Source organism: Paraburkholderia dipogonis, assembly GCF_046027395.1.
GTDB classification, from domain to species: domain Bacteria; phylum Pseudomonadota; class Gammaproteobacteria; order Burkholderiales; family Burkholderiaceae; genus Paraburkholderia; species Paraburkholderia dipogonis_A.
The window spans coordinates 133,996-156,727 of the sequence record NZ_JAQQEG010000013.1 but is presented as its reverse complement, the minus strand read 5'-3'; the positions used below and the strand labels follow the sequence as shown (position 1 = coordinate 156,727).

Sequence of the window (22,732 nt, the reverse complement as noted above, 5' to 3'; positions counted from 1 at the left end):
ATGCAAAAACACTCTCTGATTGCAGTGGCGGTCGCGCTGTTCGCCGCGGGTTGCACGATGGCGCCGAAGTACGAGCGCCCCGCCGTGCCCACGACGAGCACCTTCCCGACCGGCGGCGTGTACGACACGCAGCCGGGCGCGACCCAACCGGGCGCGAGCCAGACCGACGCGACCCAGGCGGGCAAGCAACAGCCCGGCGCGACCCAGGCGGGCAAGCAACAGCCCGGCGCGACAAATGCCGCGCGTAGCGCGAACGGCCAGGCCGCGGCGGATATCGGCTGGCGCGATTTCTTTGTCGATCCGCGCATGCAGCGGCTGATCGAGATCGCGCTGAAGAACAACCGCGATCTGCGCGTGTCGGTGCTGAACATGCAGGCGTCGGCGGCGCAGTTCCGGATCGTTCGTGCCGGCTTGTTCCCGACGCTCGACGCTTCGGCTTCGCAAAGCAAGTCGCGTACGCCGAAAGACCTGTCGTTCTTCGACCAGACGATTTCCAACTCGTACTCGGTCGGTCTGAACGCGTCGTGGGAAATCGACTTCTTCGGGCGGATTCAGAGCCTGAAGGATCAGGCGTTGGCGCAGTACCTGGCCACGGCTCAGGCGCGCAAGGCGGCGGAAATCTCGCTAGTCTCGCAGGTGGCGAACCAGTACATGACGGTGCTCGAACTCGACGATCTGTTGAAGGTCACCGAGAACACGTTGAAGACCTCGCAGGAATCGTATCGGATCGCCAAGCTGCAGTTCGACAACGGCACGGGCTCGGAACTTGATCTGCGTCAGTCGCAAACGGTGGTCGAGCAGGCTTCGGCCAACCTGCAGCAGCAGCAGCGTCTGCGGGCGCAGGCGGATAACGCACTCGTGCTGCTGGTCGGCGAGCCGTTGCCGGACGACCTGCCGCCGGGCATGACGTTGGACAACCAGAATCTCCTCACGGATATTCCGGCGGGCCTGCCGTCCGATCTGCTGACACGCCGTCCGGACATCATGGAGGCCGAAGAGAATCTGCTGGCCGCCAACGCGAACATTGGCGCGGCGCGCGCGGCGTTCTTCCCGAAGGTCTCGCTGACTGGCAGCTTCGGTACGCTGAGCCCGTCGCTGGGCGGTCTGTTCAAGCCGGGTTCGGCGGCGTGGAGCTTCGCGCCGTCGATCACGCTGCCGATCTTCGAGGGCGGACAGAATCTCGCCAACCTCGATCTCGCCAACATCCAGAAAAAAGTCCAGATCGCCACGTACGAAAAAGCGATCCAATCGGCCTTCCGCGATGTGGCGGACGGACTGGCGGCACGCGGCACGTACGATCAGCAGATCCAGGCGCTGGAGCGCAATACCTTTGCGGAACAACGCCGGCTGGATCTGTCGAATCTGCGTTACACGAACGGCGTCGACAGTTATCTGGCGGTGCTGATCGCGCAGACCGATCTGTATCAAGCGCAGCAGTTGTTGGTGGTTGCCCGGATGGAACGTCTTCAGAACCTTGTGACGTTGTATCAGGCACTCGGCGGCGGCTGGATCGAACACAACGGCGAGCAGCCGCGTCCGGCCGATGCACCGGTCGACTACGGTGCGGCGAGCGCGCCGGTGGCGGCTTCGGCGGCCACGGCGGGTTAAGACGGGTAGCCTCGGGCGCGTAGAGCGGTTTTAGTTTCAGCAGAAACCGCCTTGCGCAGTCGAACATAAAAAACGCCACGGCATGCCGTGGCGTTTTTTTATCCGTAGCGCTCGCGCGATCTCTCGTTCGCGCGGGTGCCTAAGCGTTGCGTGCCGCTCAGTGCAGATCCGCTGCGCGCAGCATCTCGTCGCGACGCGGTTCGTTGCCGCCGCGTCCGTCGAAATCATGGCCGGCGCTGCGAATTTCGCACTGCGCCTTCTTCTCGCTCTTCACGCCGTTGAAGATCAGGTTCAGCACGACCGCCGACACGGAGGCCAGCAGAATCCCGCTATGCAGCAGCGGCGTCAGGGCCGGCGGCAGGCGCGAGAAGAAGTGCGGCGACACCACCGGCACAAGACCCATGCCGATACTGACCGCTACGATGAACAGATTGTGGTGGTTCTTCACGAAGTCCACCTTCGCGAGCACCTTGATGCCGTTCGCCGCGACCATGCCGAACATCACGATACCTGCGCCGCCGAGCACGAACGCCGGCACCGACGCCACCACTTGCGCCATCTTCGGGAACAGGCCCAGCAGCACCAGGATGACGCCGCCCATCGCGCAGACAAAGCGGCTCTTCACGCCGGTCACGCCGATCAGGCCGACATTCTGCGAGAACGAGGTATGCGGAAACGAGTTGAAGATGCCGCCGATCAACGTGCCCAGGCCGTCGACACGCAGACCGCGCACCAGCGCTTTCTGATCGACCGGACGATCGACCATGTCGCCGACCGCGAGGAACATACCGGTCGATTCGATGAAGGTGACGAACATCACGGTGACCATCGTCGCGATCGACAGCGGATCGAAGTGCGGCAGGCCGAAGTGGAACGGCATGACGAAGCCGACCCACGGTGCGTGCGTAACGCCGTCCATGTTGACGCGGCCGAGCGCCAGCGCGATCACGAAGCCCGCGACGATGCCGAGCAGCACCGAAATATTGGCGAGGAAGCCCTTGGCGAACTTGTTGATCAGCAGAATCAGCATCAGCACGATCAGCGACAGGCCGAGATAGATCGGATTGCCGTAATCGGGATTGCCCACGCCGCCGGCCGCCCAGTTGATGCCGACTTCCATCAGCGACAAACCGATCACCGAGATCACCACGCCGATCACGACGGGCGGGAAGAAGCGCAGCAATTTGCCGACCGCCGGCGCGAGCAGGATACCGACCACACCGGCCGCGATCGTCGAGCCGAAGATGTCGAGAATGCCGAGCGAGGGATTGGTGCCGATCGCGACCATCGGCCCGACCGCCGCGAACGTGCAGCCCATGATGACCGGCAGACGAATGCCGAAAATCCACAGCCCGAGCGTCTGAATCAACGTGGCGATGCCGCAGGAGAACAGATCGGCGCTGATCAGGAACGCGATCTGGTCTTTCGGCAACTTGAGCGCCGCGCCGATGATCAGCGGCACCGCGACTGCACCGGCATACATCACCAAAACGTGCTGAATGCCGAGGGTGAGCAACTGGCCTGCGGGCAGTCGCTCGTCGCACGGGTGAACCGTGTTCGATTGCATATCGTCTGTCTCCACCATCTGGGTTTTTGGGATGGCTCCAAGGTATCGGGGACGAAAAAGCACAACAAGACCACTGGGGCCTATTCCGGCATTCCCGGGGACGATATGCGCGGGGGTCGTTTGAAAGCCAAAAGAAATATGCGGGACTGGTCCATCGGCGGTCAGCCCCTTGCAGTGGCGATGCGAGGCTGTGCATCGCGCGAGTCCTGTTTGACGCGATATGTGTGAGAATCAATGAGGTGTATCTCGCTCATCGCATAGTCCTGTTTTGATGTGGCTCGCGGCGCAGGCGGGTTAACCCGCGATTCGGGATTTTCGGCGTGCGTTTGCGTGCGTTTCCCAGGCGCTGCGACGGCGCGGAAAAATGCGCTTTTCGGGCAGCTTTCGCGCGCTCATATCCTTCCTCCATTTGACGCTCTATCGCCCATGAGTTTTCTCGGCATCGACCTCGGCACCGGTTCCCTTAAAGTAGCAATCGTCGACGAAAACGGTCGCGAGCAGGCGGTGGCGAGCGTCGCTTATCCAATCGAAACGCCGCACACGGGTTGGGCGGAGACCTCGGTGCAAACATGGTGGCGCGCGCTATGTGAAGCCGCCGCACGTTTGCCCGACGGATTGCGCCGCGACGTGCAGGCCATCGGCTTTTCCGGGCAGATGCACGGCGTCGTGTTGATCGATGAAGCGGGCGAGGCTGTGCGGCCCGCGATGCTGTGGCCCGACACGCGTGCGCTGGCTTTGCTGGCTGCGTGGCCCGAGCCGCAGCCGAATCCGGTTGCGCCGGGTATGGCTGGTCCGCTGCTGCGATGGATCGTGTTGCACGAACCGCAGTCCGCGAGCCGCACGCGCTGGGCGCTGCAACCGAAAGACTGGCTGCGCGTCGCGTTGGGTGGCGCGGTGGCGACCGACCCGTCCGACGCCTGCGCGACCGCGCTCGCCGATCCGGCCGGCGTGTGGGACGTAGCCCTGCTCGATCGACTCGAAATTCCGCGTGAATGGTTTGCGCCGCTGGCGCCGTCTTATGCCGCGGGTGGCACGTTGTCGGAGAAGGCGGCGCAGGCGCTGGGTTTGCGCGCCGGCATCGTGCTCGCGACCGGCGCTGCCGACACGCCTTGCGCCGCACTCGGCAGTGGCCTTGCGCGCGACGGCGACGCGTTGCTCACCACCGGCACCGGCGGACAGATCGTCGTGCTTGCCGAGCACGCGCCCGCGGCGCTCAAGGGCTTGCATCGCTATCGCGCGGCGAGCGATCACTGGTATCGCATGGCGGCGATGCAGAACGTCGGCATTGCGCTCGAACGTGCGCGCGGGTGGCTGTCGTATGAATGGGCCGATGCGTATCGTGATGCGTTTGCCGATGCATCGGTGGCATCCGGACTCACGTTCCTGCCATACCTCACCGGCGAACGCACGCCCTGGCTCAATCCGACGGCGCGCGGCGGCTGGCTCGGCCTCGCCCTCGATCACACGCGTGGCACGATGATGCGCGCCGCGTTCGAAGGCGTCGCATTTTCATTGCGCGCAGGGCTCGATGCGATTCGCGCGAGCGGCGCGACGGTGATCACATTGAAGCTCGCAGGAGGCGGTTCCGTCGACGCCCGCTGGCGGCAGTTGCTTGCCGATGCGCTGAATGTCGAACTCCACGCGGTGGATTGTCCGAACGCGGCGCCGCGTGGCGCGGCCATTCTCGGTGGCCTCGCAAGCGGGCACTGGCACGCGCGCGATCTCGCCACGCTCGCGCCGGGCGCGACGCGTGTCGCCGGTCCGCAAGGCGACGCGGCGCTCGCCGAGCGCTACGCGCGCTTTCTCGATCTCTACGGACGAGTCGAAACATGGTTCACGGACACGCCGTCGCGGTGAGCGGAAGGCCATGTCAGGTTCAGACATGCCGTGACGCACTTTGCAATACCATGACGTTTCTCGCGCGCCAAGGTATGGCTCGGCACATTGCGCCGCGTGGCAATGACGCCCTCAAGGGCGCCCGAATCAACCGCAGCACCGAATTGCAACACAAGCGCGCCGCAACGCAGTCCGCCGCGACGCGCCTTGCCTTGACAGACTCACAGGAGCATTCACGATGAAGACCAAAGCAGCAATCGCATGGAAAGCCGGCGCGCCGTTGACGATCGAGGAAGTCGATCTGGAAGGGCCGCGCGCCGGTGAAGTCCTGATCGAAGTGAAGGCCACGGGCATCTGCCATACCGATTACTACACGCTCTCCGGCGCGGACCCGGAAGGCATCTTCCCGGCGATTCTCGGGCATGAAGGCGCGGGCGTGATCGTCGATACGGGCCCGGGCGTCGGCACGCTGAAGAAGGGCGATCACGTCATTCCGCTGTACACGCCGGAATGCCGTCAGTGCAAGTTCTGTCTGTCGCGCAAGACCAATCTTTGTCAGGCGATCCGTTCCACGCAAGGCAAGGGTTTGATGCCTGACTCGACCTCGCGTTTCTCGCTCGATGGCAAGCCGCTGTTTCACTACATGGGCACGTCCACGTTTTCGAACTACATCGTCGTGCCGGAAATCGCGGTCGCCAAGGTGCGTGAAGACGCGCCGTTCGACAAGATCTGCTACATCGGCTGCGGCGTGACGACGGGCGTCGGCGCGGTCGTGTATTCGGCGAAGGTCGAGGCGGGTGCGAACGTCGTGGTGTTCGGTCTCGGCGGCATCGGGTTGAATGTGATCCAGGGCGCGAAGATGGTCGGTGCGGACAAGATCATCGGCGTCGACATCAATCCGGGCCGCGTCGAACTCGCGAAGAAGTTCGGCATGACGCACTTCATCAACCCGAACGAAGTCGAGAACGTGGTCGATCACATCGTGCAGTTGACCGATGGCGGCGCGGACTACTCGTTCGAATGCATCGGCAACACCAAGGTGATGCGTCAGGCGCTCGAATGCACGCACAAAGGCTGGGGCCAGTCGTTCATTATCGGCGTGGCGGCTGCGGGCGAGGAGATCAGCACGCGGCCGTTCCAGTTGGTGACGGGGCGCGAGTGGAAAGGTTCGGCATTCGGCGGCGCGCGCGGCCGCACGGACGTGCCGAAGATCGTCGACTGGTACATGGAAGGCAAGATCAATATCGACGATCTGATCACGCACCGTCTGCCGCTCGAACGCATCAACGAGGGCTTCGATCTGATGAAGAAGGGCGAGTCGATCCGCTCGGTCGTGCTGTACTGAACCAGGAGCCTCGCCATGCTCGAACTCTTGTCATCGCATGCCTGTCATGGCGGCGAGCAGCGCATCTATCGGCACGACTCGCAGACCATCGGCCTGCCGATGCGCTTCTCCATCTATCTGCCGCCGCAGGCTTTGCAGGCCAATGCGAACGTGCCCGCGCTGTTCTATCTCGCGGGTCTCACATGCACCGAAGAGACCTTTCCGGTCAAAGCCGGCGCGCAACGTTTCGCCGCGCAGCACGGCATCGCGTTGATCGCGCCGGATACCAGTCCGCGCGGTGCGGGCGTGCCGGGCGAAAGCGCGGCGTGGGACTTCGGCGTGGGAGCGGGCTTTTACGTCGACGCCACGCAGCAGCCGTGGGCGCAGCATTACCGGATGTACTCGTACGTGCGGGACGAACTGCGCGAAACGGTGCTCGCGAATCTGCCGGTGGACGGCGCGCGTCTGGGCATCTTCGGGCATTCGATGGGCGGTCACGGCGCTTTGATGCTGGCGCTGAGCAATCCGGAGATCTATCGGTCGGTGTCGGCGTTCGCGCCGATTGCTGCGCCTTCACAGTGTCCGTGGGGCATAAAGGCATTCAGCGGCTATCTGGGCGAAGACCGCGAAGCGTGGAAACAGTACGACGCGAGCCTACTGGTCGCGCGTGCGTCGCGCAAGTTCCCGGAAGGGATTCTGGTCGATCAGGGACTCGCGGATCAGTTCCTCGCTGAGCAACTGAATCCGGATGTGTTCGAAGCCGCTTGCCAGGCCGCGGGTCAGCCGCTGACGCTACGCCGTCACGCGGGCTACGACCACGGGTATTACTTCATCTCGACGTTCATCGAGGATCATCTCGCGCATCACGCGAAGGTGCTGGTCGGCTGAAGTCTCGCAGGATGATGGCGGTGGTGTGCGGATGCGCCGCCGCCCTCATCCTCGGCAGTTCAATGCCGTCTCAACAAACTCCCGCCATACACCAGCGCGGACAGCACGGTGATCCAGAAGCTCGTCGGCCAATCCGTGTAGAACGCGAGCGTCAAACCGAGCCACGCTTGCAGCAGCGCAAACACAGCGGCAAGCACGAGGCCCGCTGATAACCGAGTCGTCACGTTTTGCGCGGCGGCGGCCGGGCCGACCATCAGCGTGAACACCAGCAGCACGCCGACGATCTGCGTACACGCCGCCACAGCGAGCGCGGCAATCGCGAGAAACAGCACGGACACGAGGCGCAGCGACACGCCCTTGGCTTCGGCCAGTTCCGGCTGCAACGAAGCGAACAGCAGCGGCCGCATGATCGCCGCGAGCGCCAGCAAACTCACGACGCCGAGACCCGCCAGCACGCCGAGCGTCGACGCATTCACGCCGAGCACGTTGCCGAACAGCAGCGCGGTGACCTGGGTCGCGTACGCGGTGAAGAAGTGCAGGAACAACAAGCCGAAGCCAAGCGACAGCGAGAGGATCACGCCGATCGCCACGTCGCGTCCCGCGAGGCGCTCACCGAGCGCGCCCATGCCGACGCCCGCCGCGAGCGTGAAGCCGATCATCCCCCAGATCGGCGAAATGCCGATCAGCACCGCGCCGGTCGCGCCGGTGAAGCCGACGTGCGAGAGCGCGTGGCCCGCGAAGGTCTGTCCGCGCATCACCAGAAAATAGCCCACCACGCCGGCCAGCACCGCGACGATCCCCGACGCCGCGAATGCGTTCACCATGAAATCGTATTCAAACATCGTGCGTGTGTCCGTCGCGTGAGTCGTGCTGATGTGAGTGGCTGTGCGAGTGGCCATGCGAATGGGAATGCGAGTGGCTGTGGCCGCCGTTCTCGTCGTGTTCGTGCTCGTGATCGTGCTTTTCCACTTCGACGTCGCCCGACATCACGAAGATGCGGCCGTTCACGCGCATCACGTCGATGGGCGAGCCGTAGAGCCGCGACAGGACCGGCCGCGTGATCACTTCGTCGACGGTGCCGAGCGCCGCCACGCCGCTGCCGAGATACAGCACGCGATCCAACGCGTGCAGCAGCGGGTTCAGTTCATGCGCCGAAAACAGCACGGCGATGCCGAGTTCCTGCTGCACGCGCCGCACCAGTTCGACCACGCTCTTCTGATGATGCGGGTCGAGGCTGATCAGCGGTTCGTCGAGCAACAGCAGTTTCGGGTTGCCGAGCAGGCATTGCGCGAGCAGCAGCCGCTGACGCTCGCCGCCCGACAGTTCCGACAACGGCCGCTCGGCCAGCTTGCGGCCGCCCACCAGATCGAGCACGCGCTCGACATCGGCGCGCGTGGCGGCGTCCGCATGCGGCAAACCCCAACGATGGCCGTCGGCGGCCATCGCGACGAAATCGCGGCCGCGCACGCGGCGTCCGGCGAGCGCGCTGCGCGTCTGTGGCATATAGCCGATCGACGCATTGCCGCGCTCGACCGGTTGTCCCAGCACGCGGATCGTGCCTTGGGCAGCGGGCACGAGACCGAGCACGGCGCGCATCAGCGTCGTCTTGCCCGCGCCGTTCGGCCCGAGCACGCCGATGAATTCGCCCTGGTTCACCACGAAGCCGGTGTCGCGCAGAATCGTGCGGTCGCCGAGTTCGAGCGTCACGTGCTCGAGTTCGAGCACGGGCGCCGGCGCGCTGCGGCCAGTTTGGGTCATTGGGTTTTTCCTTTCGCGCCTGAAGCCGCTGCGTTCGCGTCGCCCGCTGCCAGTGCCGTGCCCAGCGCGTCGAGCTGCGTCAGCATCCACGTCTGATAGGTCTTGCCGGCCGGTTCGGTCTCGGTGACGCTCATGGTCGGCACCTTCGATTGCTGCGCGAGCTTCAACATGCGTTGGGTCAGGGCCTCGGTTGCCTGGCTGTTATAGATCAGAACACGGACGCGCTTCTCACGCAGATCGCGTTCGAACGCGGCGATATCGGCCGCGCTGGCTTCGGTGTCGTTCATGGTGGCGAGCTGGAAGCGCAGATTGCGCATGGTCAGGCCCACCGCGTCGGACATGTAGCCGAACACCGGTTCGGTCGCCGTGACCGGCACGCCGGCGTAGCGGCCATGCAGCTCGGCGATCTTGGCGTCGACCGGTTTCAGCGAATCGAGAAACGTCGCGAGGTTCGCATCGTACGCCGACTTGTGCGCCGGGTCAGCCGCGACGAGCGCCTCGCTCACCGCGCGCGCCACTTTCGGCATGGTCGCCGGGTCGTACCAGAGGTGCGGATTGTCGCCGCCCTTCTTGCCGGTGAGATCGGCGGCGACGATCGTGACACGCTTCGCGCCCTTCGACGCCGCCAGCAATTTTGCCATCCACGGGTCGTAGTCGGCGCCGTTGTAGACCACAAGGCTCGCATGCTGCAGCGCACGCGCGGTCTTAGGGCTGGCTTCGAACAGATGCGGGTCCTGGTCCGGATTGCTGAGAATGCTTGTCACGTCGACGCGATCGCCGCCGAGTTGCTGCACGACGTCGCCGTAAAAATTCTCCGCCGCAACCACCGGAATTTTTGCGTCCGCAGCCATCGCGGCGTGGCCGAAGGCGAGCACGGCGGCGCTCACGACAACGTACTTCGACAGCTTCAGCGCACGCTGCGCCTCGTTCAACATCGAGCCGAAATTCTTCATTGTTGTGTCCTGCTGCGTGAGAGTTGAATGAATCACCAACGTGAGGAAGGGCGCGCCGGATCTACGCCGGCTTTGTGCCGACGGAAGCACCCGCAGGCCGTGCTGCGCGGGCACACAGCGCGCACAGACCGCTCAGTTCGACCACCTGCCGATGCACCTCGAAACCATGCGCCGGCGCGCTATGCGACAACTGTTCGGCGAGGTCGTCGCCTGGAATCTCGACGGTCGCGCCGCAGCCGTCGCACATCAGAAACTGGCTGCGATGCGGCACGCCGACTTCGCAGCAGGCGACGAACGCATTTTTCGATTCGATCCGATGCACGAAGCCGTGCGCGAGCAGAAAATCCAGCGCGCGATAGACGGTCGTGGGCGGCACGCGGCCGCGTTGCGGCTCGAGCGCGTCGAGCAGTTCGTAAGCGCCGACCGGCCGCTCGCTGGCGACGATCGCCGCGTACACCTGACGACGCAGCGGCGTCAGCGCGAGCCCGTGCAACGTGGCATGCGCTTCGGCATGCGCGAGCCGCACGGCATGGTGTTCTGCAATCGATGTGGCCATCGGCGAGGTGCTCCTGACGAAATGGCAAGCAAGCGAAATAGCGATCAAGCGGCTTCGAAGCGAAGCAAGGTCGCAATGATATAACGTATCTCGAATTTTTGTCAGAGGGGCACGCAGAAAGCAAATTGGCTGTCTTCGATTTCTCGTATTAGTGTTGTTCGACGCAGGCGAGGAGTGCCGGCGTCCTGCCGCGCTGCACCATCGAAATCTGCTCGGGCGCCTTGACATGACCCGGTGCGTATCCGATCATTCGATCACTAACAGAGCAATTGTTCGCGCAATGAGCGTTCGCTCACCGCGCCTCAAGAAGCGAAACGAACCGGAGACAAGCAGTGGCGGCACGATTGCAAGACAAGGTGGCCATTCTGACTGGCGCGGCAAGCGGAATCGGTGACGCCGTGGCCCGCCGGTATCTGGACGAAGGCGCGCGCTGCGTGCTGGTAGACGTGAAGCCGGCGGACAGTTTCGGCGACACATTGCGTGCCGCTTACGGTGAGCGCGTGTTGACCGTGACCGCCGACGTCACGCGCCGCGACGATATCCAGCGCATCGTAGCGAGCACGCTGGAGCGTTTCAGTCAGATCGACATTCTGTTCAACAACGCGGCGCTCTTCGACATGCGCCCGATCCTCGACGAATCCTGGGATGTGTTCGACCGCCTCTTCGCGGTCAACGTGAAGGGCATGTTCTTCCTGATGCAAGCCGTTGCGCAAAAGATGGTCGAGCAGGGGCGTGGCGGCAAGATCATCAATATGTCGTCGCAAGCGGGACGGCGCGGCGAGGCGCTCGTGTCGCACTACTGCGCGACCAAGGCGGCCGTGCTCAGCTACACGCAATCCGCGGCATTGGCGCTTGCGCCGCACAAGATCAATGTGAACGGCATCGCGCCGGGCGTCGTCGATACGCCGATGTGGAACGAAGTCGACGCGCTCTTCGCCCGCTATGAAAACCGGCCGCTCGGCGAGAAGAAACGCCTTGTCGGTGAAGCGGTGCCGCTCGGCCGCATGGGTGTGCCGGACGATCTGACCGGCGCCGCCCTGTTCCTCGCGTCGGCGGATGCCGACTACATCACCGCGCAAACCCTGAACGTCGACGGCGGCAACTGGATGAGCTGAGTCCGCGCCGTTCATCGTCATTTTCGTAGAACAAACGCTGCACTACATAACGTACGAGAAAGGAGACAACACATGAAGCCAGCTCTCAAATCCACGCTAAAGGCGGTCAGTGCCGGCGCTGTCGCATGCTTTGCATTGAGCGCGTCGGCGGCCACGGTGACGATCGCCACGCTGAACAATCCGGACATGATCGAGCTGAAGAAGCTCTCGCCCGAATTCGAAAAGGCGAATCCGGACATCAAGCTGAACTGGGTGATTCTCGAAGAAAACGTGCTGCGTCAGCGCGCCACCACCGACATCACGACCGGCAGCGGCCAGTTCGACGTGATGACGATCGGCGCGTACGAAACGCCGCAATGGGGCAAGCGCGGCTGGCTCACGCCGCTCACCAATCTGCCTGCTGACTACGATCTGAACGACGTCGTGAAGACGGCGCGCGACGGCCTCTCTAACGGTGGCCAGTTGTACGCGCTGCCGTTCTACGTCGAAAGCTCGATGACGTACTACCGCAAGGATCTGTTCGCGGCCAAGGGTCTGAAGATGCCCGATCAGCCGACCTACGACCAGATCGCGCAATTCGCCGACAAGCTCACCGACAAGGCCAACGGCATTTACGGCATCTGTCTGCGCGGCAAGGCGGGCTGGGGCGAGAACATGGCCTACGGCACGACGGTGGTGAACACCTTCGGCGGCCGCTGGTTCGACGAGAAGTGGAACGCGCAGCTCACCTCGCCGGAGTGGAAAAAGGCGATGACCTTCTACGTCGATCTGCTGAAGAAGGACGGCCCTCCGGGAGCGAGCTCGAACGGCTTCAACGAAAACCTCACGCTGATGTCCTCCGGCAAGTGCGGCATGTGGATCGACGCCACGGTTGCCGCCGGCATGCTCTACAACAAGCAGCAATCGCAGATCGCGGACAAGGTCGGTTTCGCCGCGGCACCGATCGCGGTCACGCCGAAGGGTTCGCATTGGCTGTGGGCCTGGGCGCTGGCGATTCCGAAGTCGTCGAAGCAGCCTGACGCGGCGAAGAAGTTCATCACGTGGGCCACGTCGAAGCAATACATCGAACTGGTCGCGAAGGACGAAGGCTGGGCCTCGGTGCCGCCGGGAACGCGTAAATCCACCTACGCGCGCCCGGAGTACAAGCAGGCCGCTCCGTTCGGCGACTTCGTGCTGAAGGCGATCGAAACGGCGGATCCGGAGCATCCGACGCTCAAGCCGGTGCCGTACACCGGTGTGCAGTTCGTCGGGATTCCTGAGTTCCAGTCGTTCGGTACCGTGGTCGGTCAGAGCATCTCCGGCGCGATTGCCGGTCAGATGACGATCGATCAGGCACTGGCAGCCGGCAACGCCACTGCGGATCGCGCGGTGAAGCAGGCCGGTTACCAGAAGTAAGCCACGGTAGTTACGTGGCCCGCGCCGGCTGACGCCCGTCAGCCGGCCCACGCAGCACAGCGGGCCGTCCCCGCCGCGCATGCGCCGCGACATCGCAATGTGTCGCCGCGGCTTTCATGTGGCTTCGGGCGGCGGTCCGCGCATTACCGAACAGGTGGTCAATCATGCGTCCTCTGCGCCTACCTATCATGCATGCCCATCCCCAGACAGAAAAAGAACGCGAAACCCGTAAGGCCAATTCCGCCCGCTGGCTAGTCACGCCTTCGGTCGCGGTACTCGTGCTGTGGATGGCAATTCCGCTCGCGATGACGATCTGGTTTTCGTTCTCGCGCTACAACCTGTTGAATCCGGATCTGAAAGGCTTCGCGGGTTTCGACAACTATAAATACCTCGCCAGCGATCCGTCGTTCGGCCCTTCGATCGGTCACACGCTCGAACTGATCATCTCAGTCCTCGTGATCACGGTGGTCGGCGGCGTGCTGATGGCGATCCTGTTCGACCGCAAGTTCTACGGCCAGGGAGTCGCGCGGTTGCTCGCCATCGCGCCGTTCTTCGTGATGCCGACTGTGAGCGCGCTGATCTGGAAGAACATGATCCTGCATCCGGTGTATGGCCTGATCGCGCAGGGCATGCGCGCCATGGGCATGACGCCGATCGACTGGTTCGCGCAATATCCGCTGACGGCGGTGATCATGATTGTCGCGTGGCAGTGGCTTCCGTTTGCTTTCCTGATTCTGTTCACGGCGATCCAGTCGCTGGATCAGGAGCAGAAGGAGGCGGCGCGCATCGACGGCGCGGGTCCGTTCTCGATGTTCTTCTACATCACGCTGCCTCACCTGAAACGGGCAATTGCGGTGGTGGTGATGATGGAGACGATTTTCCTGCTGTCGATCTTCGCCGAAATCTATACGACCACGGGCGGCGGTCCGGGCACCGCGACCACCAACCTGTCGTACCTGATCTATTCGCTGGGCCTGCAACAGTTCGACGTCGGTCTCGCGTCGGCGGGCGGCATTCTCGCTGTCGTGCTGGCCAATATCGTGTCGTTCTTCCTGGTGCGGATGCTCGCGAAGAACCTTAAAGGGGAGTACGAAAAATGAGCCACGTTGCCTCTACCCCGGTGTCGAACTCGACTGCCATGACGGTGCCGGCGAAGTCGCCGTTCGCCGCGATCCGACGCGGCATTCCTGGCGTGATCGCCTGGCTCGTCGCCCTGCTGCTGTTCTTTCCGATCTTCTGGATGACGATCACCGCATTCAAGACGGAGCAGCAAGCCTATGCGTCGTCGCTGTTTTTCATCCCGACGCTCGATAGCTTTCGCGAGGTATTCGCGCGCAGCAATTACTTTTCGTTCGCGTGGAATTCGATACTGATCTCCGCGGGCGTGACGATTCTGTGCCTGATTCTCGCGGTGCCGGCTGCATATGCGATGGCGTTCTTCCCGACCCGCCGCACGCAGAAAGTGCTGCTGTGGATGCTGTCGACCAAGATGATGCCGTCGGTCGGCGTGCTGGTGCCGATTTATCTGCTGTGGAAAAACAGCGGGCTGCTGGATTCGGTGTCGGGCCTCGTGATCGTCTACACCCTGATCAATTTACCGATCGCGGTGTGGATGTCGTTCACGTACTTCGCTGAAATTCCGCGCGACATTCTCGAAGCCGGGCGGATCGACGGCGCCGCGACCTGGCAGGAAATCGTCTATCTGCTGATGCCGATGTCGCTGCCTGGGCTCGCATCGACGGCGCTGCTGCTCGTGATCCTGTCGTGGAACGAAGCGTTCTGGAGCATCAACCTGTCGAGTTCGAATGCCGCGCCGCTGACCGTGTTCATCGCGTCGTATTCGAGTCCTGAAGGTCTGTTCTGGGCGAAGCTGTCCGCCGCTTCGCTGCTGGCGGTCGCGCCGATCCTGATCGTCGGCTGGCTGTCGCAGAAGCAACTGGTGCGTGGCCTTACCTTCGGGGCGGTCAAATGACGGCAGGCACGAGTGGAAGCACGCTCGCCGGCAATTTCGCACTGATCTGCGATTGCGACGGCGTGCTGATCGACAGCGAAGCCGTGGCGGCGCGCATGCTGGTGCACGAACTCGAAGCGCGCTGGCCCGACACCGACGTCGAACCGGTCGTGCTGCCGCTGCTCGGACTGCGCATCGAGAAAGTGCTGCAAGGCACCGCGGCGCAGCTCGGCAAAAGCCTCAGCGTCGACGATATCGATGCGATCCGCGGCGCGGTGGAAGCAGCGGCGATGCAGGCGCCGACGGTCGAAGGCATCGAAGCCGCGCTGGCTCAGGTGCCGCTCACCAAAGGCTGCGCGAGCAACAGCTTTCGCCCGTATGTGGAAACGGTGCTGACGCGCACGGGCCTCGTGAGGTTTTTCGGCGACCGCCTGTTCTGCGCCGATGCGGTGCCGAATCCGAAGCCCGCACCCGACGTCTATCTGGCGGCGGCCAAGGGTCTCGGACTCGCGCCCTCGGCGTGCCTCGTGGTGGAGGACAGCGTCACCGGCGTGACGGCGGCGAGCGCGGCGGGCATGACGGTGCTCGGCTTCATCGGCGGCGGTCATGCGAGCGATGCGCAGATCGACAAGCTGCATGCAGCCGGCGCGCGTCACGTATTCGACGACATGCAGCAGTTGCCGGAACTGGTCGCGCAATGGACGCTGAGTGCGACGGCGGCCGCGCCGTGAGCGGCATCGAAATGCGAATCAACGTAGCCGCCTGGAAAACTCAGGCAACCGAAACATCGGACAAGCAACACACAGCATTACACGGAGACACATCATGGCAAGCGTAACTCTGCGCAACATCAGGAAGGCGTACGACGAAAACGAAGTGATGCGCGACATCAACCTCGATATCGCGGACGGCGAGTTCGTCGTGTTCGTGGGCCCGAGCGGTTGCGGTAAATCGACGCTGATGCGGATGATCGCCGGCCTCGAAGATATCAGCGGCGGCGATCTGACCATCGACGGCATGCGCGTGAACGACGTTGCACCCGCCAAGCGCGGCATCGCGATGGTGTTCCAGTCGTACGCGCTGTATCCGCACATGACGCTGTACGACAACATGGCGTTCGGCCTGAAACTGGCCGGCACCAAGAAGCCGGAAATCGACGCCGCCGTGCGCAACGCGGCGAAGATCCTGCACATCGACCATCTGCTCGATCGCAAGCCGAAACAGTTGTCGGGCGGCCAGCGTCAGCGCGTGGCGATCGGCCGCGCGATCACGCGCAAGCCAAAGGTGTTCCTGTTCGACGAACCGCTGTCGAATCTCGACGCAGCCCTGCGCGTGAAAATGCGCCTCGAATTCGCGCGTCTGCATGACGAACTGAAGACCACGATGATCTACGTGACGCACGATCAGGTCGAAGCCATGACGTTGGCGGACAAGATCGTGGTGCTGTCGGCGGGCAATCTGGAACAGGTCGGCAGCCCGACCATGCTGTATCACGCGCCAGCCAACCGTTTCGTCGCAGGATTCATCGGTTCGCCGAAGATGAACTTCATGGAAGGGGTGGTGCAGTCGGTCACGCACGACGGCGTCACGGTGCGTTACGAAACCGGCGAGACGCAGCGCGTCGCGGTGGAACCGGCGGCGGTCAAGCAGGGCGACAAGGTGACGGTCGGCATCCGCCCCGAGCATCTGCATGTCGGCATGGCCGACGACGGCATCTCGGCCCGCACCATGGCAATCGAATCGCTCGGCGACGCGGCGTATCTGTACGCGGAATCGAGCGTCGCGCCGGATGGACTGATCGCGCGGATTCCGCCGCTCGAGCGGCATACCAAAGGCGAGACGCAAAAACTCGGCGCCACGCCGGAGCACTGCCATCTGTTCGACAGCGCAGGGAAAGCATTCCAGCGTAAGATCGTCGAAGTGCTGGCCGCGTGATGATTGGGAAAGCGGCGTGCGCGCCGCTTTTCTTTCAATCACGCTCCGGAAACGCTCATGGCCGCCTACGTTGTCATTACGCGCGAGAAAACGCTCGACCCTGCCAAACTGGATGAATACAAACAGGTTGCACCTGCAACCTTCGAGCAGCATCCGGTGATGATGCTGGCGAGCCACGGGCGCAAGGAAGTGGTGGAAGGTCCGCCGATCGACGAAATCCTGATCCTCGAATTCGCCAGTTACGACGAAGCGATTGCCTGGTATCGCAGCCCGGAGTATCAGGCCGTCAGCGAGACGCGTCTGCAGGGCGGGGAATATCGGATCATCATCACCGAAGGCCTGACGGCGATGTAGAGCGGCAAGACCGCCCGCTCACGCCTCGAGCGCGGCCCTCGCGCACGATTCATCAGTCACCAGTCCCGAAAGCCAGCCGCCTTTGAGCACCGCGATCAGCGCTTCACGCTTGCGTTGGCCGCCGGCGAAACCGATGGTCGGGCGCCGCGGCGGCGAGTCGAGCGCGATACTCGTCACGCGCCGGCCGGTTGGCGATTCGACGTGCGCGCCCGCTGCATCGATCGGCAGTCCGAGCATTTCAGCCACTGCGCCGTTCTGCATCAACTCCTTCACTTCCGCCGACGTAATGAAGCCGTCTTCGTGCAGCGGACATTTCGGCCCGATATTGCCGATGCCGACGAACGCCACGTCGGCCTGCGCCGACAGCGATTCGACGATCCGATACAACCGGTGATTGCACCACTGTGCGCGCTCCGCTTCGCTATCGGCGAGCAGCGGCGCGGGCAGCAGAAAATGCTTGCCGCCCGTCTTCTCCGAAATGTGCAGCGCGACGTCATAGCGGTTCGAGGAGCCGTCCTGGGCGATCGCCCCGACCATCGACACCAACCGGTGCTGCGGACGGTCCAGTTGCGCGATCTGATCGACCGCGGCCTTCAGCGTGCGGCCGCTGCTCACCGCGACCACCATCGGTTTTTCCTCGCCGAGATAGCGCTCCATCACCTGCGCGCCGGCCACTGCCAGTTTGCGGTCGACTTCCTCGGACGTATCGCTGTCGATCGGCACCACTTCGCACATGCTCAGGCCGTAGCGCTTGGACAATTGATCGGCGAGCGCGAGGCAATCGGCCAATTTATGATCGACGCGCACGCGAATCAGATTCTTTTCCACCGCGAAGGCTACGAGCCGTTGCGCGACCGGGCGCGATACCTGCAGCTTTTCGGCGATCTCGTTCTGGGTGTTGCCGGCGACGTAGTAAAGCCACGCAGCGCGGGTAGCAAGGTCTAATTTTTCTGTGGACTTGGGCACGGTGACGGTTCGCTTGAAGTGCGCCGATGATAGCAGCCGGTCTTCGCGCTTTAACTAAGCCCAGCGCGGAAACCGGCCGCGGATTGCCGGTCAGGCAAGCGGTTGCCGCGCGGGGTCGAACAGCGGCCGCACGTGGCGGTAAAGCGCGCGATAGGCTTCGAGCCGCGCGCGCAGTTCGGCATGGCGGCGCGGGTTCGGCGTGAATTCCTTGGCGATCGGCGGCTTGGTCAGCACCGTGGCCGGATCGCCGCCAGCGGCCAGCCAGCCGAGGCGCGCCGCGCCGAGCGCCGCGCCCGTCTCGCCGCCGCCGTGCTTGCGGGTGGCGGTGTCGAGCGCGTCGGCGAGCAATTGAGCCCAGTAGTCGCTGCGGGCGCCGCCGCCGAGCAGGGACAGCGCCTTCGCTTCGGTGCCGGCCGCGCGCAGCGCGTCGAGGCCGTCGGTGAGCGCAAGCGTGACGCCTTCGAGCACCGCGTAGCCGAGCAACGCGCGATCGGTCGCGTGAGTCATGCCGAAGAACACGCCTTGCGCGTACGGATCGTTGTGCGGCGTACGTTCGCCGGACAGATAGGGCAGGAAAAGCGGCGCGGTGTTCAACGAGTCCGCGGGCAGCGCTTCGATTTCGGCGAGCAGGGTCGGCTCGTCGGTGGAGGTGAGCTTGCAGACCCAGCGCAGACAACTTGCGGCGGAGAGCACCACGCTCATCTGATGCCAGCGATCCGGAATCGCGTGACAGAACGCGTGCACGGCCGAAGCCGGATTCGGCCGGAAGCTGTCGCCGACCACACAAAGCACGCCCGACGTGCCGAGCGAGACGAAGCCGTCGCCGGGTTGCGTCGCGCCGATGCCGATCGCGCTGGTGGCGTTATCACCGCCGCCGGCCGCGACGATCACGCCGTCGCTCAAACCGAATTCGCGCGCTACTTCGGGCAGCAGCGTGCCGGACGGCTCGCTGCCTTCGCACAGGATCGGCATTTGCGCGCGCGACATGTTGCAGGCCGCGAGCAGCGAATCGGACCAGTCGCGTTTGGCGACATCGAGCCACAGCGTACCGGCCGCATCCGACGGATCGGACACCTTGCCGCCGGTCAGTTGCAGGCGCAAGTAGTCCTTCGGCAACAGCACGCAGGCGGTCTGCGCAAAAATCTCGGGTTCGTGGCGCGCGACCCACAGCAGCTTCGGGGCGGTGAAGCCTGGCATGGCGAGATTGCCGGCCACGCTGTGCAGCTCCGGCGCGCGCTCGGTCAGTTCCGCGCATTCCTTGTCGCTGCGCATGTCGTTCCACAGAATTGCGGGCCGCAGCACGCGGTCTTGCGCATCCAGCAGCACGGCGCCGTGCATCTGACCCGACAGGCCGATGCCGCGAATTTGCGCGAACTCGTCGGGATGTTTGGCGCGCAATGCGGCGAGCGCAGTGCGCGTGCCGGACCACCAATCTTCGGGATTCTGCTCGGCCCAGCGCTGATGCGGGCGCGAAACGGTGAACGGTGAGCCTGCGGTGCCGATCACGCGTCCGTCGGAGGCGAGTAGCAGAACTTTTACTTCGGACGTGCCGAGGTCGATGCCGAGATACATGGGCGCGGAACCTTCGTCGTTGGAGATGCGCTACTTTAGCCGCACATGGCGCGCGGTGCCATGCGCATTAAGCCTGGCTGAGCCTGGCTTGGCGTGGCACCCGCGCGCTTCGATGCCGCGCGGTGCGCGGCGCTTCTGAATCGTGAAGTGAGTGGCGCTCAAACCGCGCCGCGTTTGGCGAGCCATACATCGACGCGCGCCAGTGCGCCTTCCAGCGCGGATTCCAGTTCCGGCGTCTGCGCCATGCTGCCCCACAGCAGCCGGTCGGCGGCGAACGCTTTCAAGGGATCGGGCGCCTCGAAGAAGGCACGCGCGACGCGCTCATCCATCACGCCGTCCTGATACGCGTAGGGCAACTCGCCGGCGTTCCAGCGATCGAGAAAACGGAAGAACAGCGCGGGCAGCATGGCAGTCGCCGCGGGCGTGACGCCGCGCTCGAAACACTCCGACAACGTCGGCGCGATAAAGCCGGGCAGCTTCGAGAAGCCGTCCGCCGCGACGCGCTGGTTTGTGTCCTGGATATAAGGATTGCTGAAGCGCTCGAGCACCACGTCGCGATAGCTTTCGAGATCGAGCGGACTCGGCGTGAGACACGGAATCACGTCTTCGGTCACGTATTCGTAGGCGAATTTGTTGATGTCGGCGTCGAGCGTGCCTTCGTGAATGTAGTTCAGCCCGACCAGCGTGCCCGCCCACGCGATGCAGCTATGCGTCGCGTTGAGAATGCGGATCTTCGCTTCTTCGTACGGCATCACCGAGTCGACCAGTTCCGCGCCGACCTTTTCCCATGCCGGACGTCCCGCGACGAAGTTGTCTTCGATCACCCACTGGATGAATGCTTCGCCCATTACCGGAGCGGCGTCGTCGACGCCCGTGGCAGCCTTGACGCGTTCACGCACGTCAGGCGTGGGACGCGGCGTGATGCGGTCGACCATCGAGCTAGGACTCGCGGTGTTGTCGTCGAACCACTGCGCCAGTTCGATCGCGCCGCGCCGCTCGAGAAACTCGCTCATGCCCGCATGGAAGCGCTCACCGTTGCTACGCAGGTTGTCGCAAGTCTGCAGCGTGACGGGACCTGCGCCGCCTTTCATGCGCGCGTCGAGAATCGCGGCCAGTGCGCCGTAAATGGTGGTGTGGCCGCCTTTGAGGTCGGCGGCGAGATCGGCGTTGGCAGTGTCGAGTTCGTCCTGCTCGTCGAGGTAATAGCCGCCTTCGGTGACCGTGAACGCGATGATCTTGCACGCCGGATCGGCGCCTGCTTCGATCAGCGCGTCGAGGCTTTCGGTCCACGGCACGACGCGCTCGATCGAGCGAATCGTTTCGTACGCGCGTTCACCTTGAGGGGTGACGGTCTCGAGCGTGTAGACGCCGTTTTGCGCGGCGAGCGCTTCGAGCACCGCATTCATGTCGCTGCGGATATTGCCGACCGTGAGCGACCAATGCGGCTCGCCAGGTACTTTGGCCTCGTTCAATCGATGGAGATACCACGCCTGATGGGCGCGATGAAACGATCCCGCGCCGATGTGCAGGATCACGTGTGCGGCCGCGCCGCTGTCTTGCCCGCTGTTCATGTGCGTCTCCTGAATGTCCTTTGCTCGCACGGCTCGTAGCGTGCGTTTCTTCTTGAGATGGAGCATTTGCTCTGCATGTGAGCGAATGATCGTACCCGGCGAAACGAAAGTCAAGGCGACCGCGTACGGTTTTTTGTGGCGCAGCGCGGCGTGGCGCGGCTTTTCGGCGTGACGCGCGGCGCGCCGTGGTGTGATGGCGGCGCGTTGCCGCGCGTATTGCATTGCATCAAATTTGACTTTTAGCGCGCCAGGACTAACCCGAATGCAAAAAAGTATTGGTCCGCGGTCTCATTTTTAGTGGTGGATCACGCGTTAGAAGACTACTTTTCGCTATACAAGACGAAAGACCAGCGGCGCTCCAAGTGGCCGCTTCATGGAGACAGACAGTGCAACCCGATCTCGAACTCGTGGCCGTACGTCGTGACGAATCGTTCAAAGTATGGTCGCACGGCTATCCGTACCGTACGGTGCGCTGGCACTTTCATCCGGAATACGAAATTCATCTGATCGTGGCGACGACCGGCAAGATGTTCGTCGGCGATCACATCAGCAGCTACACGCCGGGCAACCTCGTGTTGATGGGGCCGAACCTGCCGCACAACTGGGTGAGCGACGTGCCGGAAGGCGAGACCATCGCGCAGCGCAATCTGGTCGTGCAGTTCGGGCAGGAATTCGTATCGAGCTGCATCGACAGTTTTCCCGAGTGGCGCCAGGTTGAAGCGCTGCTCGCCGATTCGCGTCGGGGCATCTCGTTCGGCGCGCAAACGAGCGCGTCGATCCAGCCGCTGTTCCTCGAATTGCTGGCGGCGCGCGGGCTGCGCCGGCTGGTTCTGTTCATGTCGATGCTCGAAATCCTGATGAACGCCGAGGATCGCGAGACGCTCGCGAGTCCCGCTTATCAGGCCGACCCGACCAGTTTCGCGTCGACGCGCATCAATCACGTGCTGTCGTATATCGGCAAAAACCTTGCGAACGAATTGCGCGAGTCGGACCTCGCGCAGCTCGCGGGCCAGAGCGTCAGCGCGTTCTCGCGGTATTTCCGCCGTCATACGGGGCTGCCGTTCGTGCAGTACGTGAACCGCATGCGTATCAACCTCGCGTGCCAGTTGCTCACCGACGACGACCTGAGCGTGACCGATATCTGTTTCAAGGCAGGCTTTAACAACCTGTCGAATTTCAACCGGCAGTTTCTCGCGGTGAAGGGCATGGCGCCTTCGAAATTCCGCCACTATCAGCAACTGAACGACGCGAGTCGCGACGCCTCCGAAGAAGCCGCGGCGCGCGGCGTAGGCATCGACGACGCGCCCGCCATCGTGCTCGCGCCGGGTCTGCCGCGCAGCGCCGCCGCTTATCCACCGACGTAGTCCCGAGCCCAGGCTTCCC

The 22,732-nt window shown here is 63.6% G+C and carries 20 protein-coding genes; 12 read left to right on the top strand and 8 right to left on the bottom strand.

Going from position 1 to position 22,732, the window contains the following annotated elements; translation table 11 throughout:
• Positions 1–1,608 (top strand): efflux transporter outer membrane subunit, encoded by a 1,608-nt coding sequence (locus PQR32_RS15445; RefSeq protein WP_408228109.1) that lies wholly within the window; start codon positions 1–3, stop codon positions 1,606–1,608.
• Between the two features lie 157 nt (positions 1,609–1,765).
• Here PQR32_RS15445 and PQR32_RS15440 read toward each other — a convergent pair whose 3' ends face one another.
• Entirely contained in the window at positions 1,766–3,175 is a 1,410-nt protein-coding gene (locus tag PQR32_RS15440; protein ID WP_408228106.1) for a nucleobase:cation symporter-2 family protein, read from the bottom strand.
• A 426-nt stretch (positions 3,176–3,601) separates the two neighbouring features.
• Between PQR32_RS15440 and PQR32_RS15435 the strand changes: the two genes are divergently transcribed.
• From PQR32_RS15435 to fghA, 3 genes are all read left to right on the top strand, one after another.
• A complete protein-coding gene (locus tag PQR32_RS15435; RefSeq protein WP_408228103.1) occupies positions 3,602–5,032 on the top strand; it encodes a xylulokinase in 1,431 nt (476 codons plus the stop codon).
• Between the two features lie 217 nt (positions 5,033–5,249).
• On the top strand, positions 5,250–6,356 hold the full coding sequence (locus PQR32_RS15430; RefSeq protein ID WP_132373288.1) for an S-(hydroxymethyl)glutathione dehydrogenase/class III alcohol dehydrogenase: 1,107 nt from the start codon (positions 5,250–5,252) through the stop codon (positions 6,354–6,356).
• Between the two features lie 15 nt (positions 6,357–6,371).
• Complete coding sequence (gene fghA / locus PQR32_RS15425; RefSeq protein ID WP_408228100.1) at positions 6,372–7,223, top strand: S-formylglutathione hydrolase; 852 nt, start codon at positions 6,372–6,374, stop codon at positions 7,221–7,223.
• A gap of 59 nt (positions 7,224–7,282) precedes the next feature.
• Here the strand turns inward: fghA and PQR32_RS15420 are convergent, their stop codons facing one another.
• The 4 genes from PQR32_RS15420 to PQR32_RS15405 all read right to left on the bottom strand — a co-directional run bounded on the left by PQR32_RS15420 (position 7,283) and on the right by PQR32_RS15405 (position 10,490).
• Positions 7,283–8,065: a metal ABC transporter permease gene (locus PQR32_RS15420; RefSeq protein WP_408228097.1), complete on the bottom strand. Its 783-nt coding sequence runs from the start codon at positions 8,063–8,065 to the stop codon at positions 7,283–7,285.
• The gene (locus PQR32_RS15415; protein WP_408228094.1) at positions 8,058–8,981 is read right to left on the bottom strand and encodes an ABC transporter ATP-binding protein; all 924 of its coding nucleotides are present in this window, start codon (positions 8,979–8,981) and stop codon (positions 8,058–8,060) included. The genes PQR32_RS15420 and PQR32_RS15415 overlap by 8 nt, the downstream gene beginning before the upstream one ends.
• On the bottom strand, positions 8,978–9,934 hold the full coding sequence (locus PQR32_RS15410; RefSeq protein WP_408228091.1) for a metal ABC transporter solute-binding protein: 957 nt from the start codon (positions 9,932–9,934) through the stop codon (positions 8,978–8,980). Before PQR32_RS15410 ends, PQR32_RS15415 begins: the two co-directional genes overlap by 4 nt.
• Before the next feature lie 61 nt (positions 9,935–9,995).
• Positions 9,996–10,490, bottom strand: coding sequence for a Fur family transcriptional regulator (locus tag PQR32_RS15405; RefSeq protein WP_408228088.1), 495 nt, complete (start codon positions 10,488–10,490; stop codon positions 9,996–9,998).
• Between the two features lie 332 nt (positions 10,491–10,822).
• Here PQR32_RS15405 and PQR32_RS15400 point away from each other — a divergent pair, with 332 nt between their 5' ends.
• The 7 genes from PQR32_RS15400 to PQR32_RS15370 all read left to right on the top strand — a co-directional run bounded on the left by PQR32_RS15400 (position 10,823) and on the right by PQR32_RS15370 (position 17,240).
• Positions 10,823–11,605 carry an L-iditol 2-dehydrogenase gene (locus tag PQR32_RS15400; RefSeq protein WP_408228085.1) on the top strand — a complete coding sequence of 261 codons (783 nt, stop codon included), beginning with the start codon at positions 10,823–10,825 and terminating at the stop codon, positions 11,603–11,605.
• 72 nt (positions 11,606–11,677) lie between these two features.
• The gene (locus tag PQR32_RS15395) at positions 11,678–13,000 is read left to right on the top strand and encodes an ABC transporter substrate-binding protein (protein WP_408228082.1); all 1,323 of its coding nucleotides are present in this window, start codon (positions 11,678–11,680) and stop codon (positions 12,998–13,000) included.
• Positions 13,001–13,164: 164 nt separating this feature from the next.
• On the top strand, positions 13,165–14,100 hold the full coding sequence (locus PQR32_RS15390; protein ID WP_408228079.1) for a carbohydrate ABC transporter permease: 936 nt from the start codon (positions 13,165–13,167) through the stop codon (positions 14,098–14,100).
• 38 nt (positions 14,101–14,138) lie between these two features.
• On the top strand, positions 14,139–14,972 hold the full coding sequence (locus PQR32_RS15385; protein ID WP_085966707.1) for a carbohydrate ABC transporter permease: 834 nt from the start codon (positions 14,139–14,141) through the stop codon (positions 14,970–14,972).
• Entirely contained in the window at positions 14,969–15,682 is a 714-nt protein-coding gene (locus PQR32_RS15380; RefSeq protein ID WP_408228076.1) for an HAD family hydrolase, read from the top strand. The genes PQR32_RS15385 and PQR32_RS15380 overlap by 4 nt, the downstream gene beginning before the upstream one ends.
• A 94-nt stretch (positions 15,683–15,776) precedes the next feature.
• Positions 15,777–16,886: an ABC transporter ATP-binding protein gene (locus PQR32_RS15375; protein WP_408228073.1), complete on the top strand. Its 1,110-nt coding sequence runs from the start codon at positions 15,777–15,779 to the stop codon at positions 16,884–16,886.
• Positions 16,887–16,943: 57 nt separating this feature from the next.
• A complete protein-coding gene (locus PQR32_RS15370) occupies positions 16,944–17,240 on the top strand; it encodes a DUF1330 domain-containing protein (protein ID WP_106284114.1) in 297 nt (98 codons plus the stop codon).
• Between the two features lie 18 nt (positions 17,241–17,258).
• On the opposite strand, the gene PQR32_RS15365 is transcribed toward PQR32_RS15370, so the two are convergent.
• From PQR32_RS15365 to dalD, 3 genes are all read right to left on the bottom strand, one after another.
• On the bottom strand, positions 17,259–18,206 hold the full coding sequence (locus tag PQR32_RS15365) for a sugar-binding transcriptional regulator (RefSeq protein WP_408228070.1): 948 nt from the start codon (positions 18,204–18,206) through the stop codon (positions 17,259–17,261).
• 90 nt (positions 18,207–18,296) lie between these two features.
• On the bottom strand, positions 18,297–19,778 hold the full coding sequence (gene xylB, locus PQR32_RS15360) for a xylulokinase (RefSeq protein ID WP_408228067.1): 1,482 nt from the start codon (positions 19,776–19,778) through the stop codon (positions 18,297–18,299).
• A 158-nt stretch (positions 19,779–19,936) separates the two neighbouring features.
• Positions 19,937–21,349 carry a D-arabinitol 4-dehydrogenase gene (dalD, locus tag PQR32_RS15355; protein ID WP_408228064.1) on the bottom strand — a complete coding sequence of 471 codons (1,413 nt, stop codon included), beginning with the start codon at positions 21,347–21,349 and terminating at the stop codon, positions 19,937–19,939.
• Positions 21,350–21,735: 386 nt separating this feature from the next.
• Here dalD and PQR32_RS15350 point away from each other — a divergent pair, with 386 nt between their 5' ends.
• Positions 21,736–22,713 carry an AraC family transcriptional regulator gene (locus PQR32_RS15350; protein WP_408228061.1) on the top strand — a complete coding sequence of 326 codons (978 nt, stop codon included), beginning with the start codon at positions 21,736–21,738 and terminating at the stop codon, positions 22,711–22,713.
• Positions 22,714–22,732 lie beyond the last annotated feature (19 nt).